At 70.7% G+C, this 14,616-nt stretch carries 15 protein-coding genes; 13 read left to right on the top strand and 2 right to left on the bottom strand.

Annotated features, from left to right (window positions below; translation table 11 throughout):
- The first annotated feature begins 98 nt into the window (after positions 1–98).
- From ACLJOU_RS02030 to ACLJOU_RS02000, 7 genes are all read left to right on the top strand, one after another.
- Positions 99–1,271: a DegT/DnrJ/EryC1/StrS family aminotransferase gene (locus ACLJOU_RS02030; RefSeq protein WP_410562456.1), complete on the top strand. Its 1,173-nt coding sequence runs from the start codon at positions 99–101 to the stop codon at positions 1,269–1,271.
- Between the two features lie 23 nt (positions 1,272–1,294).
- Positions 1,295–2,224: an NAD-dependent epimerase/dehydratase family protein gene (locus ACLJOU_RS02025; protein ID WP_410562454.1), complete on the top strand. Its 930-nt coding sequence runs from the start codon at positions 1,295–1,297 to the stop codon at positions 2,222–2,224.
- A 70-nt stretch (positions 2,225–2,294) separates the two neighbouring features.
- Positions 2,295–3,491 (top strand): glycosyltransferase family 4 protein, encoded by a 1,197-nt coding sequence (locus ACLJOU_RS02020; RefSeq protein WP_410562451.1) that lies wholly within the window; start codon positions 2,295–2,297, stop codon positions 3,489–3,491.
- The gene (locus ACLJOU_RS02015) at positions 3,478–4,104 is read left to right on the top strand and encodes an acyltransferase (RefSeq protein ID WP_410562450.1); all 627 of its coding nucleotides are present in this window, start codon (positions 3,478–3,480) and stop codon (positions 4,102–4,104) included. Before ACLJOU_RS02020 ends, ACLJOU_RS02015 begins: the two co-directional genes overlap by 14 nt.
- A 259-nt stretch (positions 4,105–4,363) precedes the next feature.
- A complete protein-coding gene (locus tag ACLJOU_RS02010; protein ID WP_410562447.1) occupies positions 4,364–4,864 on the top strand; it encodes a SigE family RNA polymerase sigma factor in 501 nt (166 codons plus the stop codon).
- The gene (locus ACLJOU_RS02005) at positions 4,861–5,580 is read left to right on the top strand and encodes a hypothetical protein (RefSeq protein WP_410562444.1); all 720 of its coding nucleotides are present in this window, start codon (positions 4,861–4,863) and stop codon (positions 5,578–5,580) included. Before ACLJOU_RS02010 ends, ACLJOU_RS02005 begins: the two co-directional genes overlap by 4 nt.
- A gap of 85 nt (positions 5,581–5,665) precedes the next feature.
- Positions 5,666–7,006: a M20/M25/M40 family metallo-hydrolase gene (locus ACLJOU_RS02000; protein WP_410564665.1), complete on the top strand. Its 1,341-nt coding sequence runs from the start codon at positions 5,666–5,668 to the stop codon at positions 7,004–7,006.
- 10 nt (positions 7,007–7,016) lie between these two features.
- Here ACLJOU_RS02000 and ACLJOU_RS01995 read toward each other — a convergent pair whose 3' ends face one another.
- Complete coding sequence (locus tag ACLJOU_RS01995) at positions 7,017–7,973, bottom strand: Gfo/Idh/MocA family protein (protein WP_410562443.1); 957 nt, start codon at positions 7,971–7,973, stop codon at positions 7,017–7,019.
- Positions 7,970–9,076: a DegT/DnrJ/EryC1/StrS family aminotransferase gene (locus tag ACLJOU_RS01990; RefSeq protein ID WP_410562441.1), complete on the bottom strand. Its 1,107-nt coding sequence runs from the start codon at positions 9,074–9,076 to the stop codon at positions 7,970–7,972. The genes ACLJOU_RS01995 and ACLJOU_RS01990 overlap by 4 nt, the downstream gene beginning before the upstream one ends.
- Positions 9,077–9,225: 149 nt before the next feature.
- Here ACLJOU_RS01990 and ACLJOU_RS01985 point away from each other — a divergent pair, with 149 nt between their 5' ends.
- The 6 genes from ACLJOU_RS01985 to ACLJOU_RS01960 are packed head-to-tail and all read left to right on the top strand — an operon-like array spanning position 9,226 to position 14,610.
- Positions 9,226–9,945 (top strand): UDP-N-acetylglucosamine acyltransferase, encoded by a 720-nt coding sequence (locus ACLJOU_RS01985; RefSeq protein WP_410562439.1) that lies wholly within the window; start codon positions 9,226–9,228, stop codon positions 9,943–9,945.
- 11 nt (positions 9,946–9,956) lie between these two features.
- Complete coding sequence (locus ACLJOU_RS01980) at positions 9,957–10,202, top strand: acyl carrier protein (RefSeq protein ID WP_410562436.1); 246 nt, start codon at positions 9,957–9,959, stop codon at positions 10,200–10,202.
- Positions 10,195–10,929, top strand: a complete 735-nt coding sequence (locus ACLJOU_RS01975) for a glucose 1-dehydrogenase (protein WP_410562434.1) — start codon at positions 10,195–10,197, stop codon at positions 10,927–10,929. Before ACLJOU_RS01980 ends, ACLJOU_RS01975 begins: the two co-directional genes overlap by 8 nt.
- The gene (locus ACLJOU_RS01970) at positions 10,926–12,320 is read left to right on the top strand and encodes an AMP-binding protein (protein ID WP_410562432.1); all 1,395 of its coding nucleotides are present in this window, start codon (positions 10,926–10,928) and stop codon (positions 12,318–12,320) included. The genes ACLJOU_RS01975 and ACLJOU_RS01970 overlap by 4 nt, the downstream gene beginning before the upstream one ends.
- A complete protein-coding gene (locus tag ACLJOU_RS01965) occupies positions 12,317–13,369 on the top strand; it encodes an acyl-protein synthetase (RefSeq protein WP_410562430.1) in 1,053 nt (350 codons plus the stop codon). Before ACLJOU_RS01970 ends, ACLJOU_RS01965 begins: the two co-directional genes overlap by 4 nt.
- The gene (locus ACLJOU_RS01960; protein ID WP_410562429.1) at positions 13,366–14,610 is read left to right on the top strand and encodes an acyl-CoA reductase; all 1,245 of its coding nucleotides are present in this window, start codon (positions 13,366–13,368) and stop codon (positions 14,608–14,610) included. The genes ACLJOU_RS01965 and ACLJOU_RS01960 overlap by 4 nt, the downstream gene beginning before the upstream one ends.
- The last annotated feature ends 6 nt before the right edge of the window (positions 14,611–14,616 follow it).

Below are 14,616 nucleotides of genomic sequence, written 5' to 3'. Positions count from 1 at the left end.
CGGCGGACGTCACTCCACACGGGAGTTCGGCGTGGGCCTGTGAATCACCTGAGCGCGCGTCTATACACTTCGCCGGGTCCCCACGCAACGGGAGAGGTATGTCGTCAGACAGTGCTGAACGCCGCCTCCGCGGGAAGGAGTCCGTCGGCGGAATCGCCCTCGGTCAGCCGACCGTCGGTGCCGAAGAGCTCGCTGCCGTCGCCGAGGTGTTCCGCTCCGGCTGGCTGGCCGGCGCCGGGCCGGCGTGCCGCCGCTTCGAGGAGCGGTTCGCCCAGGTCACCGGCACGGCGCACGCGCTGACGACCGCGAACTGCGGCTCGGCGCTCTTCCTGGGGCTCAAGGTCCTCGGCGTGCGGCCGGGCGACGAGGTGATCGTCGGCGACTACACGTTCCCCGCGACCGGCCACGCCGTCGTGCAGGCGGGCGCGAAGCCCGTGTTCGCCGACATCCGCCCGGACGTCTTCAGCGCCGACCCGGCGCACGTCGAAGCCCTGATCACGCCGAAGACCGTCGGCATCCTCGCCGTCGACGTCGCCGGCCAGCCCGGTGACTTCGACGAATACCGCGCGATCGCCGACCGGCACGGCCTCTGGCTCTTCGAGGACGCCGCCTGCGCCGCGGGCGCGACGTACAAGACGCGTCCGGCCGGCAGCCTCGCCGACCTGGCCGCCTTTTCCTTCCACGGCCGCAAGGGCATCACCGCGGGCGAGGGCGGCGCGCTCGTCTCCGACCGCGAAGACCTCATCGCGCACGCCCGCAAGCTCCACACCTACGGCATCGAGCCGGCGATCAGCCGCGAAGGCTCGGACACGCTGCCCATCCCGGAGTTCCACGAGCTCGGCTACAACTTCCGGCTCTCGGACGTCCAGGCCGCGATCATGAACGTCCAGCTCGACCGGCTCCCGGACCTCCTCGCCGCCCGCCGCTCGGTCGCGAAGCGCTACCACGAGGCTTTCGCCGACGTCAATGCGCTGACCGTGCCGGTGGAGCTGCCCGACCGCGAGCACCCGTGGCAGGCCTACCTGCTCACGGTCGCGCCCGAGGTCAGCCGCGACATCCTGGCCCTGCGGATCCGCTCGCAGGGCGTCCAGTGCAACTTCGGCACCTACGCCTCGCACCTGCAGCCGATCTACGGGCCTCAGGCCCCGCTGCCCGTCTCCGCCGACGCGTTCGCGCGTCAGCTCGCCATCCCGATGCACGCCAACCTCACCGACGCCGAAGTCACCCGCGTCGCCGAGGTCGTGCGCGAAGCCGTGCAGTCCCTGTCCTGAAGCCGCCGACCGAGGAGAAATTGGTGTCCGACAAGAAGGTGCTCTTCACCGGGGGCGGTGGCTTCATCGCCGCGCACGTGATCCCGCTGCTGCTCGAGGGTGGCTACACGGTCCGGATCTTCGACAACATGACCCGCGGCGACCGGGCCCGCGTCAACGAGTTCGTCGCGACCGGCAAGGTCGAGCTGGTCGAGAAGGACGTCCGGTACGGCGGCGCGGTGCGCGAGGCGATGCGCGGCTGCACGCACGTCATCCACTTCGCGACGGTGTCGATCAACAAGTCGATCGCCGACCCGCACGAGTCGATCGACATCAACATGATCGGCAACCACAACGTCTTCGCCGCGGCCGCCGACGAGGGGGTCGAGCGGCTGGTGTTCGCCTCGACGGCGTCGGTCTACGGCGACCCGAAGCGGCTGCCGATGCACGAGGACGACGAGCTGCGCCCGCTCACGCCGTACTGCATCTCCAAGCGCGCCGGCGAGGACCTGCTCGGGTTCTACGAGCGGCAGAAGGGCCTCTCCTGGAACGCGCTGCGGTTCTTCAACGTGTACGGCCCTGGCCAGAAGATCGAGGCCTACTACACGTCGGTGATCAACCACTTCATCCAGCGCCTGCGCGCCGGCCAGCCGCCGATCATCGACGGCCGCGGCGACCAGTCGATGGACTTCGTGCACGTCACCGACCTCGCCCACGCCGTCGTCGCGGCGCTGGAATCGGAGAAGGCGAACCTGCCGATCAACATCGGCACCGGCATCGACACCTCGATCGCCGCACTGGCCAAGATCCTCATCGAGGCGGTCGGCGTCGACGTCGAGCCGCTGTTCAACGAGCGTGACGTGCTGGTTTCGCGCCGGGCGGCCGACATCAGCCGCGCGCGGGACGTGCTGGGCTGGGAGCCGCGGATCACCGTCGAGGACGGCATGCGGGATCTGGTCAAGGAAACCGAGTGAGTACCGCCGACGTGCTCTTCTCAGCGGAGTCGGCATGAACTCCGTCGCGGGTCCTGCCCAAGGACGTGCGATGCGCATCGCGGTGGTGAACAACTTCTTCCCGCCGCGGGTGGGCGGGAGCGCGCACATGGCGGCGTCGCTGGCGGGGCAGTTCGCCGCGGCCGGGCACGAAGTCCTGGCGGTCACGGCCGCGTACGGGGAGGCCCCGGCCGAGGAGGAGCGCGACGGCTACCGCGTCGTGCGCCTCCCCGCGGTGAAGATGCCGCAGATCGGCCTGTCGATCGACTTCGACATGAGCTTCGCGTCGCTGCGTCCGGGCAACTGGCGGCGGCTGTGGAAGCTGCTGGACGAGTTCCGGCCGGACGCGATCCACCTGCACGGCCAGTTCTTCGACCTGTCGTGGCTGGCCGGGATCTGGGCGCGGCGCCACGGCGTCCCGGCCCTGCTGACCATCCACACGCTGCTGATCAGCGACAACAAGCTGTACGGCGGGGTGTTCCGCCTGCTCGACGCGGTGCTCGTGCGGCCGATCCTGGCCTACCTGAAGCCGCGGTACGTCATCCTCGACAAGCTCGGCGTCGACTACTGCGTCGACCGCTACGGCACGAGCGACGCGAACTCGGAGTACTTCCCGATCGCCGTCGACACCGGTCACTTCGCGAAGCCGGTGACGAAGGACGTCCGCGCGGAGCACGGGATCGGGGACACGCCGCTGATCGTGTCACTCGGCCACGTCATCCCGCTGCGGAACCGGCTGCCGCTGATCGAGGCCCTGCCGTCCATTTTGGACAAGCACCCCGGCGTGCGCGTGGTCGTCGTCGGCCGCGTGTACCACGACGCGTTCCTCAAGCGGGCCGCCGAGCTCGGGGTGTCGGACGCGCTGGTCGTCACGGGCGCGGTGCCGAAGGAAGACGTCCCGGCGTACTTCGCGGCGGCGGACATCGTCACGCACGACCTCAACGGCGGCTGCGGGACGGCGTCCCTGGAGGCGATGCTGTCCGGCACGGCGACGATCGCGTCGGTCACCGAGGACAACTACCCGGGCATCGAGCTGCGCAACGGCGAGAACGTGCTGCTCGTGCGGCCGGACGACGCCGATGCCGTGGCGCGCACGGTGATCGAGCTGCTCGACGACCCGCGGAAGCGGGCGCTGATCGCGCAGCGGGAGAGCGAGCTGGTGCGGTCGAACTTCGGCCTGGACGTCGTGGCGGAAGAGCACCTTCGCACGTTCGAGAAGCTGGTGTCGGAAGCCGATGTTCTTCGATGACGAGCGCAGCCACCGGCTGCGCCCGCAGATCCTGACCGAGCTCGTCTCGCAGTACATGAACGACGCCGAGCGTGCGGCGTTCTACGGGCTGCCCTCGACGTGCCGCGTGCGCGAGCGCGTGAAGATCATCAGCCCGGAAAACCTCAGGATGGGCGACCACTGCTGGATCGGCGAGGGCGCGGCCCTGGACGCGAGCGGTGGCCTGGAGATCGGCGAGCACACCAGCATCGGCCTGAACACGCTGATCTTCACGCACTCGAGCTGGCTGGCGAACATGACGCTGCAGAACCACTCGGGCAGCGACCTGATCGAGCGCAAGCCGGTGAAGATCGGCAAGGGCTGTTTCATCGGCGGCCTGGTGGTGATCATGGCGGGCGTGACGATCGGCGACTTCGCGACGGTCCAGCCCAACTCGGTGGTGGCGAAGGACGTCCCGCCGCGGACCCTGGTGGCGGGCAACCCGGCCCGGGTGTTCCAGCGGTACGACGAGGAGTACATCCAGTCCGAAGTGGAGCGGGTGCGGGCGGAAAACGCCCGGCGGCGGGCGATCGCGGAGGAACGCGGCGGAGACGCGGCCGGCTGGGGCGCGCCCTCGGGTGATTTCCCGGAGTGAGCCGCTCGACGGCAGCTGCTTTGGATGACGGCGGCACCGGCGCCGGACGCCGGTGCCGCCGTCGTGAAAACCGCCCGGGCCTCCCGGCGGTGAAGTCCTCCGCACGGAGCCGCACGTTCCGTACGCAGGCCAATCTAGTACTCAGTGACCCAGCGCGAGATATCGGTTACGCAACGTTTCGATAGCTGGACCACCGTGCCGCGCGAAGCAACCTTCCGCCGCTTCGGCCGTCGCAGGGAACGACGGAACGAGGTGACCCATGGCGCGGGGCGACGAGGAGTTCGCGGAGTTCGTGCGCGCGTCCTCGGCCCGGCTCACCCACGCCGCGTTCCTGCTCACCGGGGACCGCCACCAGGCCGAGGACGCCGCCCAGACCGCCTTCACCCGCACCTACGCCGCCTGGTCGCGGGTGCGGCACAAGGACGCCTACGGCTACGCCCGGACCGTCCTGGTGAACCACGTCATCGACGGCTGGCGGCGGCCGATCCGCGAACACGCCACCGAGACCATCCCCGAGCAGCACGACCGCCTCGACGTCGGCACGGCCGTCACCCAGCGGGCGTGGCTCACCGCGGTGCTGAAGACGCTCACCGACCGGGAACGCGCGGTCGTCGTGCTCCGGCACTTCTTCGACCTGCCGGAGGCCGACGTGGCCCGTGAGCTCGGCGTTTCCGTGGGTACCGTGAAGAGCACGAACTCACGGGCGCTGGCCAAACTGCGGGTCGAGGCGGACACGGTGATCGGGAGGAGCGGGCGGTGAACGAGCTCGACGACCTCCGCGCCGCCCTCCGGCAGCCGCCCGAGGAGCCCTTCGCCGAGCCCGACCTGGCCAAGATCATGGCCGACGGCGCGCGCCTGCGGCGCCGGCGCCGCCTGCTGACCGGCTCGGCCGGGGTCGCCGCCGCGGCCGCCGTCGTGTTCGTCGTCGTGTTCGCCATCCAGCTGCGGCAACCCGCGCCCGCGCCGGTCGCGCAGCCGCCGTCCCCGGCGCCTGCCGTGGCCACGACGCCGTCTCCGGCGCCCGCCGTGGACCAGGACCAGCCGGTCGGGGACGTCGTCGGCACCGGCATCCGCACCGCGGCCGGTGAGCTGGTCTTCTACGCGCGGGCCGTCGACGCGCCGGAGCTGCCGGGCGTCCGCTTCGGCCTGGTGGCCGGCTTGCGGTCCGCGACTTCGCTCCAGTCCCTGCTGATGGCGAACGAGTTCCGCGGCTCGGACCGGTCGTTCGGCTTCCACGCCACCGACGGCGGCGAGGTCATCCGCGACCAGCTCATCCCGGTCTTCGGCTACTTCGCCGGCCCGGCGGCCAGGATCACCACGACCGTCCACGGCGTCACCGTCGAAGCCAGGCTGGCGAAGTGGACCGCGGACCCGAACGTCGTGTTCTTCTGGTTCGACCCCGCCGCCGTCCCGGACTCCGCCGTCCTGACGCCGCTGATCGCCTACGACGCCGACGGCAGGCGGCTCACCAAGTAGGCGGTACCCGCCCACCCGGCCCGGGCGTAAGACGGGAAACGTGACCTCTCGACGAGCGTTCCTCACCGCATCGGCCGCGCTCGGCATGGTGGCCGCCGTTCCGGCCGGTGCCACCGAACTCGGCGACCGCGGGCCCGGGTTCCCCGTCCGCCCGCAGCATCCCGACGCGGAGCTGCGCGCCCTGCTCCGCCAGGTCGACGAACGGCGGATCGAAGCGACCGTGCGGCGGCTGGCCGCGTTCGGCACCCGGCACACGCTGTCCGCCCAAGACGACCCGGCCCGCGGCATCGGCGCGGCCCGTGACTGGCTCTTCGCCCAGTTTCAGCAGGTCGCCGCGGCTTCCGGGGGACGGCTGAGCGTCGCGCTGCAGTCGTACGTCCAGCCGCCCGCCGACCGGATCCCGGTGCCGACGACGATCACCAACGTCGTCGCGACGCTGCACGGGTCCACCGATCCCGGCCGGGTGTACGTCGTTTCGGGGCACTACGACTCGCGCCGCAGCGACGTCATGGACTTCACCGGGGACGCGCCGGGGGCCGACGACGACGCTTCGGGCGTCGCGGTGGCCCTGGAGCTGGCCCGGGTGCTGTCGACGCGGCAGCCGGCCGCCACGATCGTCTTCGCGGCCGTCGCGGGCGAAGAGCAGGGCCTGTACGGCTCGCGGTTCATGGCGCAGCAGTTCAAGGCGGCCGGCACCGACGTCCAGGCGATGTTCACCGACGACATCGTCGGCTCGAGCCGCGCGGACGACGGCACGCGCGATCCGCGCACGATCCGCCTCTTCGCCGAGGGCGTCCCGACCGCGGAAACGCCGGCCGAGGCGAACCTGCGCCGCAGCATCGGCGGCGAGAACGACTCACCGCCCCGGCAGCTGGCGCGGTTCGTCAAGTCCGTGGCGGAGAACGACGCCACCGGCATGACGGTCCGCGTGATCTACCGCCGCGACCGCTACCTGCGCGGCGGCGACCACATCGGCTTCCTGGAGCAGGGTTACCCGGCGGCGCGGTTCACCGAGCCGAACGAGGACTTCGCGCACCAGCACCAGGACGTCCGCGTCGAAAACGGCGTCCGGTACGGCGACCTGCCGGAGTTCTGCGACTTCCCGTTCATCGCGCGGGTCGCCCGGGTGAACGGCGCCGCGCTGTGGTCGCTCGCCACCGCACCGGGCACCCCGAAGGGCGTCAAAATCCGCACGGCGGCGCTGACCAACGACTCCGAGCTGCTCTGGACCGCCACCCCGGGCGCGACGAGCTACGAGGTCGTCTGGCGCGAGACGACGGCCCCGGACTGGACGCACGCCATCGACGTCGGCCCCGCGCTGACGGCGAAGATCGACCTGTCCAAGGACAACGTCTTCTTCGGCGTCCGCGCGGTGGGCCCCGGCGGTCGCCGGAGCCCGGCCGCGTTCCCGGTGCCGGTGAGCTAAGCGGTGTGAGCTAAGCAGTGGCCTGCGTCAGGACCTGCTCGACGACGTGGTGCGAGGGCAGGATGAGGTCGCGCTCGGTGGCGGCGTCGATCTTGCCCTCGAGCAGGTCGCAGAAGCGGTCCAGCTGGGTGGCGAGCGGCTCGCGGGCCGTGACGAGCTCCGGGATCTCGATGACCGTCTGCTGCCGGTAGCCGAGGCCGTCCGGGGTGACCGAGTCGTGCGAGACGTGCCGGTAGATCGTGACGTCGCGGCGCAGCAGGTCGATCTCGATCAGCCGGTCGAGCTCCGACACCATCAGCGACCGGACCTTCCGCTGCCCCAGCCGGGACGCCGAGACCGTGGCCAGGCCGGTCGGGAACGACAGCACCGTCTCGATGGTGTCCTCGGCGCCCTCGACCGACTGCGGGTGGAAGTAGCCCGCGCCGGACGTCACGCGCGAGGGCGTCGCCCCGCCGAAGAACTGGATCGCCAGGTCGACGTCGTGCACCAGCAGGTCCCACGCGACGCCGGTCTTGATCCGCGGCGCGTACGGGCCGTGGCGGCGGGCCATCAGGTGGATCGGCTCCTGCACCAGCGCCCGCGCGGTCATGACCGCCGGGTTGTAGCGCTCCAGCAGCCCGCACATCAGCGGGATGTCGTTCTTCGCCGACAGCGCGACGATTTCCTGGGACTTCTCGAAGCTGTTGCAGACCGGCTTCTCGACCAGCATCGGCTTGCCCTGGCGGAAGATCTCCTGCGCCAGGTCGTAGTGCACCTCGGTGGCCGACGCGAGCACCACGGCGTCCACATCGGACAGCTCGCCGATCTCCGGCGTCCACTGCGTTTCGTACCGGTCGGCGACGGTCTTGCCCGCTTCCTCGCGCGGATCGATCACGCGGACCAGGTCGACGCGCTCGTTGCCGGCGAGCACGCGGGCGTGGAGGGAACCCATGTTCCCGGTACCGACAAGAGCGATCCGATGCGTCATGCGCCCAGTACCTCGCGAACGGTTTCGATGATGGTGTCCAGGTCGGACTCGGTCAGGTGCGGGTGCACCGGCAGCGACAGCGCCTGCTCGGCGACCGACTTCGCGACCGGGAAGTCCTCGACGCGCGCGCCCGGGATCAGGTCGTGCCCGGCGTAGCAGTCGTAGTCGAAGACGATCTTGGGGTAGTAGATGCCGTTGCCGATGCCGCGCTCGGTGAGCGCCGCGGCGAGTTCGTCACGCGAAAGGAACGCGTGCGGGCCGACCAGGACCGTGTACTGGTGCCACACGTGCTCGCGGCCCGGCAGCACCTTCGGCACCTCGAGGCCCGGCGTGCCGGCGAGGCCCTCGGACAGGCGCTTCGCGTTCGCCTGGCGCGCGGCGGTCAGCTGGTCGAGCTTCGCCAGCTGCGGGATGCCGACGGCGGCGTGCAGGTCGGTCATCCGGTAGTTGTGGCCGGCGACCTCGTACTGGTACCGGGCGCGCATGCCCTGGTTGCGCAGCACGCGCAGCTTGTCGGCCAGCGCGTCGTCGTCCGTGGTGATGACCCCGCCCTCGGCGGTGGTGATGTTCTTCGTCGCGTACAGCGAGAAGCAGCCGATGCCGAAGGAACCGGCCGGCTTGCCTTCGAACGAGGCCCCGACGGCCTGCGCCGAGTCCTCGATCACCTGCAGGCCGCGCTCGGCGGCCAGCGGGGCGAGCTTGCCCATGTCCGCGGTCTGGCCGTAGAGGTGCACCGGCATGAGCACCTTCGTGCGGTCCGTCACGGCCTTGGCCACGGCGTCGGGGTCGATCGCGAAGTCGTCGCGCCGGATGTCGGCGAAGCGGACGGTCGCGCCGGCCTCGAGGATCGCGTTCAGCGTCGCCACGAAGGTGAACGGCGAGGTGATGACCTCGTCACCCGGCTGCAGGTCGAGCACCTGGAGGGCGGCGACCAGCGCGGTGGTCCCGTTGTTGACCGCGATCGCGTGCTTCGTCCCGGAGACCGCCGCGAAGGCGTCTTCGAAGCGCTTGACCATCGGTCCCTGTGCGATGGCGCCGGAGCGCAGCACCTCGACGACGAGGTCCTCCGCGTCGCGGACGTCGACCACAGTGATGGGGATCATGGGCAGTCTCTCTCGGCAGGCGATTTCGGCGCGTCCGGTACAGTGAGCCGCCGGTTCTGCGCCCGGCCGCCCTGCAGCAACGCGGGCCACACGTTACCGGGCGCGGCAGCACGCCCAGTACCCAGCCGCCGACGAACGGACGACCACCCGTGGCCAACCGCATCCACCCGACCGCCGTCATCGGCGAAGGCGTCGAGCTCGGCGAGGACAACGTCATCGGGCCGTTCGCGGTGATCGCCGGGCCCACCCGCATCGGCGACGGCAACTGGATCGGCCCGCACGTGACGATCGGCACGCCCGGCGAGGACCGCGGCCGTCCGCACCCCGCGGCCTGGGCGGAGTCGCCGACCGGTGACCCCGATCACGATGGCCACGGGGTCGTCATCGGCAGCCGCAACCGGATCCGCGAGTACGTGAGTGTCCACCAAGGGACCTGGCGGACAACGACCGTCGGCAGCGACGGCTACTACCTCCGCAACTCCCACATCGCGCACGACTGCCTGGTCGGCGACGGCGTGACCATCGCCTCCAACGCCGTCACGGGTGGCCACTGCCACATCTGGGACGGCGCGAACCTCGGCATGGGCGCGATCCTGCACCAGAAGGTCGTGATCGGCCCCGGCGCGATGATCGGGATGGGCTCGGCGGTGCGGCGCGAGATCGGCGCGTTCACCATCGCCGTCGGCAACCCGGCCCGCGTGACCGGCGTCAACGTGGTGGGGCTGTCCCGCCGCGGTCTCGACGAGGAGACGATCGAGGCCCTCGGGCCGTGGCTGAAGGGCAAGGAAGGTCTCCCGGACGTCACGCTGCCGGGTGACCTCTCTACCTTGGTAAAGGCGTGGGACGCCCGCCCGCGCGAAGAGCACTAGGAGTCATGATCATGGCGGATGTCGCCCCCAAGCTGCGCGAGGTCTTCGTCGAGGCGCTCGACCTGGACGCTTCCGTGGACGTCGAGAACCTGAAGTACCGCGACATCGAGGCGTGGGACTCGGTCGGTCACATGGCGCTGGTCGCGGCCATCGAGGACGAGTTCGACGTCGAGTTCGACACCGACCAGGTCATCGACATGTCGAGCTTCAAGGTCGCCGTGGACATGGTCACCGAGCTCCAGTCGAAGAATGACTGATCAGGCCCTGTCCGGTCGCATCGCGCTCGTCACCGGCGGGACGCGGGGGATCGGCCTGGCCACCGCCCGCGCGCTCGCCGAGGCGGGCGCGACGGTGGTGCTCACCGGCCGCGACGAGGCCCGCGCCAAGGAGGCCGCCGCCTCCGTGGGCGCCTCCGGGCTCGCCCTCGACGTCACCGACGCCAAAGCGGTGTCCTCGCTGGTCAGGGGGGTCGCCAAGGAGCACGGCAGGCTGGACATCGTGGTCGCGAACGCCGGGATCATGGAGGACGCGCTCCTCGGGATGATCAGGGAAGACCTCGTCGACACGACGCTGAGCACGAACGTCGCCGGCACGCTGCACACCGTCCAGGCCGCGGCCCGGGCGATGATGCGGAAGAAAACCGGGGCGATCGTGGTGCTCGCCTCGATCGTCGGCGAGTACGGAAGCGCTGGTCAGACCGTATACGCGGCGTCGAAGGCCGCGGTGGCGAACATCGCGAAGTCGGCGGCGAAGGAGCTCGGCCGGTCCGGCATCCGCGTCAACGCGGTCGCGCCCGGCGTGATCGAGACCGACCTCACCGCGGGCCTGAGCGAGGACGCGAAGGCCGAAAACGCCGGCAAGACGCCGCTCGGGCGGCTCGGCCGGCCCGAAGAAGTGGCGAACGCGATCCGGTTCCTGGTGAGCGACGAAGCGTCGTTCATCACCGGCCAGGTGCTGGGGATCGACGGAGGCTTGGTGCTGTGACGCTGTTGGGTGCGGGAGCCCGGCTGGTCGATGTGGCCGGGGGCCGCACGCTGGCGGGCGCGGAACTGTCGGCCGGGGTCGGCAAGCGGATGGACGAGCTGGCCGCGCTGCCGGTCGGCGTCGTGTTCGCGCGGATGGCGGTCGACCTGCCGAGCGTGCTGACCTACCTGGGCGCGTTCGAGTCCGGCCGGGCGATCGCGCTGATCGACCCGGCGCTGGACGCCGACGTGCTCGCCGGGCTGGTCACCCGCTTCCGCCCGGCGGCCGTGCTGTCGGCTTCGGGCGACGCGCCGGAGGGCTATTCGCTGCGCGGTTCCGACTGGGTCCGGGACGCCGCCGAGGGCGTGCCTCCGCACCCCGACCTCGCCGTCCTGCTCCCGACCAGCGGATCGACCGGCAACCCGAAGCTCGTCCGGCTGTCGCGGCAGGCGATCCTGGCCAACGCCGACGCCATCGCGCAGGTGCTGCACATCGACGCCGACGAGGTCGCGCCGACCTGCCTGCCGCTGCACTACAGCTACGGCCTGTCGGTGCTGAACTCGCACCTGGTGCGGGACGCGACCGTCGTGATCGAGCCGTCCGGCGTGCTCGGCCGCGGCTTCTGGGACGCGGTGAACACCTACGGCGTCACGTCCCTCTCGGGCGTGCCGTACCACTACGAAATGCTGCGGCGGCTCAAGTTCGACCCCGCGAAGTACCCGACGCTGCGGACGCTGACGCAGGCCGGCGGGAAGCTGCGCGACGACCTGATCGCCGAGTTCAACGAGAAGATGCTCGCCGTCGGCGGCCGGATGTACGTGATGTACGGCCAGACCGAGGCGTCGCCGCGGATGACGACGGTGCCCGCCGAACGGCTGGCCGAAAAGCTCGGTTCCGCCGGGCCGGCGCTGCCCGGCGGGAAGTTCTCGGTGCGCCGGGACGACGGCTCGGAGACCACGCACCCGAAAATCGTCGGTGAGGTCGTCTACCGTGGGCCCAACGTGATGATGGGCTATGCGGACGACGAGTCCGGACTGGCCAAGGGCGACGAACACGGCGGCGTGCTCGCCACCGGTGACCTCGGGTACCTCGACGAAGAGGGGTACCTGTTCATCACCGGCCGGCTCAAGCGCATCGGCAAGGTGTTCGGCAACCGGGTGAGCCTCGACGACCTCGAGCAGGCCGTGCGCACGGCGGCGGTGGGGATCGACGTGGTGGCCGCGGTGGCCGCCGGCGACAAGGTCGTGCTGTTCGCCGAAGGGGCGGACTCCGGCATCTGCAAGGACGCCTCGCGGGCGCTGGCCGAGCGGCTGCACCTGCACGCCAGCGGGTTCGACGTCCGCCCGATCGACACCGTGCCGCTGCTGGCCAGCGGCAAGATCGACTACCGGACCCTGGAGGGGCGGGTATGAGCGTGTTCACACGGTCGCAGGCCGACCGGGAGGCCTTGCTGCTGCCCGAGCTCGTGGACCTCACGGCTCACCACCGGGCGAACTCCGAAGGCTACGAGCGGATTCTGTCGTCCCTGGGGATCGCGCCGGACGCGGCGTTCGGCTCGATCGCCGAGCTGCCGTGGCTGCCGGTGCGCATGTTCAAGACCCACGACCTGAAGTCGGTCCCGGACAGCGAGGTCTTCAAGACCCTGACGTCGTCGGGCACCACCGGCGCCGGCGCGTCCCGGATCTACCTGGACAAGGAGGCGGCGGGCGCGCAGACCAAGCAGCTGGGCGCGACGCTGCAGGAGGTCCTCGGCGGCGAGCGCCTGCCGATGTTGATGGTGGACACGATCGGCATCATCAAGAACCGCCGCTCGTTCTCCGCGCGCGGTGCGGGCGTGCTCGGCATGGCGAACTTCGGCCGCAAGCACACGTACGTGCTCGACGAGAACGACCAGCCGGACGTCGAAGCGGTCAAGAAGTTCCTGGCCGAGTACGGCGACAAGCCCTTCCTGATCTTCGGCTTCACGTTCATGGTGTGGCTGTACCTCTACGAAGTCGCGCGGGACCACGGGCTCGACCTGTCGAACGGCATCCTGATCCACAGCGGCGGCTGGAAGAAGCTGATCGACCGGGCGGTGGACAACACCGAGTTCCGGCGGCGGTTCAAGGAGGACACCGGGCTCACCCGGATCCACAACTACTACGGGATGATCGAGCAGATCGGCACGGTGTTCCTCGAAGGACCGTCCGGGAACTCGTTGTACTGCCCGGACTTCGCCGACGTCGTGATCCGGAACCCGGAGACGTGGGAAGAGCAGCCGGTCGGGGAGCCGGGCGTGATCGAGGTCGTCTCGACGCTGCCGCGGTCCTACCCGGGGCACGTGCTGCTGACCGAAGACCTCGGTGTCTACAACGGCATCGACGACGGTGACTGGCCGGGCAAGCACTTTTCCGTGCTGGGCCGGCTGCCCAAGGCCGAGGCCCGCGGGTGCTCGGACACGTTCTCGGGAGCGGCGGCGTGACTTCCCTGACCCAGCGGTTCCCCGCTGCTCCGGCGGTTTCCGTCACGGACCTGGTGGACCGGCTGCGCGCCGAACCGCCGGGCGGCCGGTTGCGCGTCGGCGACCCGCGGATCGTCGAGTTCGTGACGAAGTTCGCCCGCAAGCTGCTGGCCCCGGCCACCGCGCGCCGGTTCCCGGAGCTGGCGTCGCTCGGCTTCTTCCTCCGCAAGGGCGAAATCGCCAAGGCGTTGTCCACACTGGACACTTCGGGGCACGCTCTGCGGTTCCCGCGCGGGCTGGTGTTCCACGTGCCGCCGGCGAACGTCGACACGATCTTCGTCTACTCCTGGGCGCTGTCCGCGCTGGCGGGCAACCACAACGTCGTGCGCGTCTCGTCGCGCTCGGCCGGGGCCGCCGAGGCGGTGCTGGAAGCGCTGAACGCGGCGCTGTCCGAGGTGGACCCGGACACGGCGGCGGCCATCACGGCGACCCAGCGGATGGTCACCTACGACCGCAGCGACGAGGTGAGCGGCGCCCTGTCCCTGGCCGCCGACCTGCGGGTCATCTGGGGCGGCGACGCCTCGGTCGCGGCGCTGCGCAAGTACCCCCTCGCCCCGCACGCGCGTGACCTGACCTTCCCGGACCGCTCCTCCTTCGCCGTCGCGTCCGTGGCGGGGTGGCAGCGCGCGTCCGCCGAAGAGCGGCGCGCGGCCGCCGAGGGCTTCTACAACGACTCGTACTGGTTCGACCAGGCCGCCTGCTCGTCGCCGCGCGCGGTGTTCTGGGTCGGCGACGAGCCCGGTGCCCGGGCCGCGGGCCAGGAATTCCGCACGCTGCTGGCGGCGGTGCTGGAGACGAAACAGCACGTCACCGAGCCCGCGATGGCGGTCCAGAAGCGCGTCTCGGCCTACGGCGCGGCGGTCGACGGGCTGGTCAAGGAGATCGCGTTCCAGGGCAACGGGCTGGCGACGCTCGAGCTGGCCGACCCGGCGGTGCTGCCGCGCGAGTGGCTGGGCGCCGGCACGTTCGCCAACGCGCGCGTGTCCTCGCTGGCCGAGCTGGTGCCGATCGTGCTCCGGAAGGACCAGACGGTCAGCCAGTTCGGCTTCACCGCCGACGAGCTGACGACGTTCGCGCACGAGCTCGCGGGCCGCGGCGTCGACCGGATCGTGCCGTTCGGCTCCGCCCTGACTTTCTCCGCGGTCTGGGACGGCTACGATCTGCTCTCCGAGTTCAGCCGCCTGGTCACAGTGCAGGCCTGAGGAGAG

The organism is Amycolatopsis sp. cmx-4-61 (assembly GCF_046548775.1).
GTDB lineage: Bacteria > Actinomycetota > Actinomycetes > Mycobacteriales > Pseudonocardiaceae > Amycolatopsis.
The sequence above is the reverse complement of the archived record's forward strand: the minus strand, read 5'-3'. Positions and strand labels throughout refer to the sequence as shown.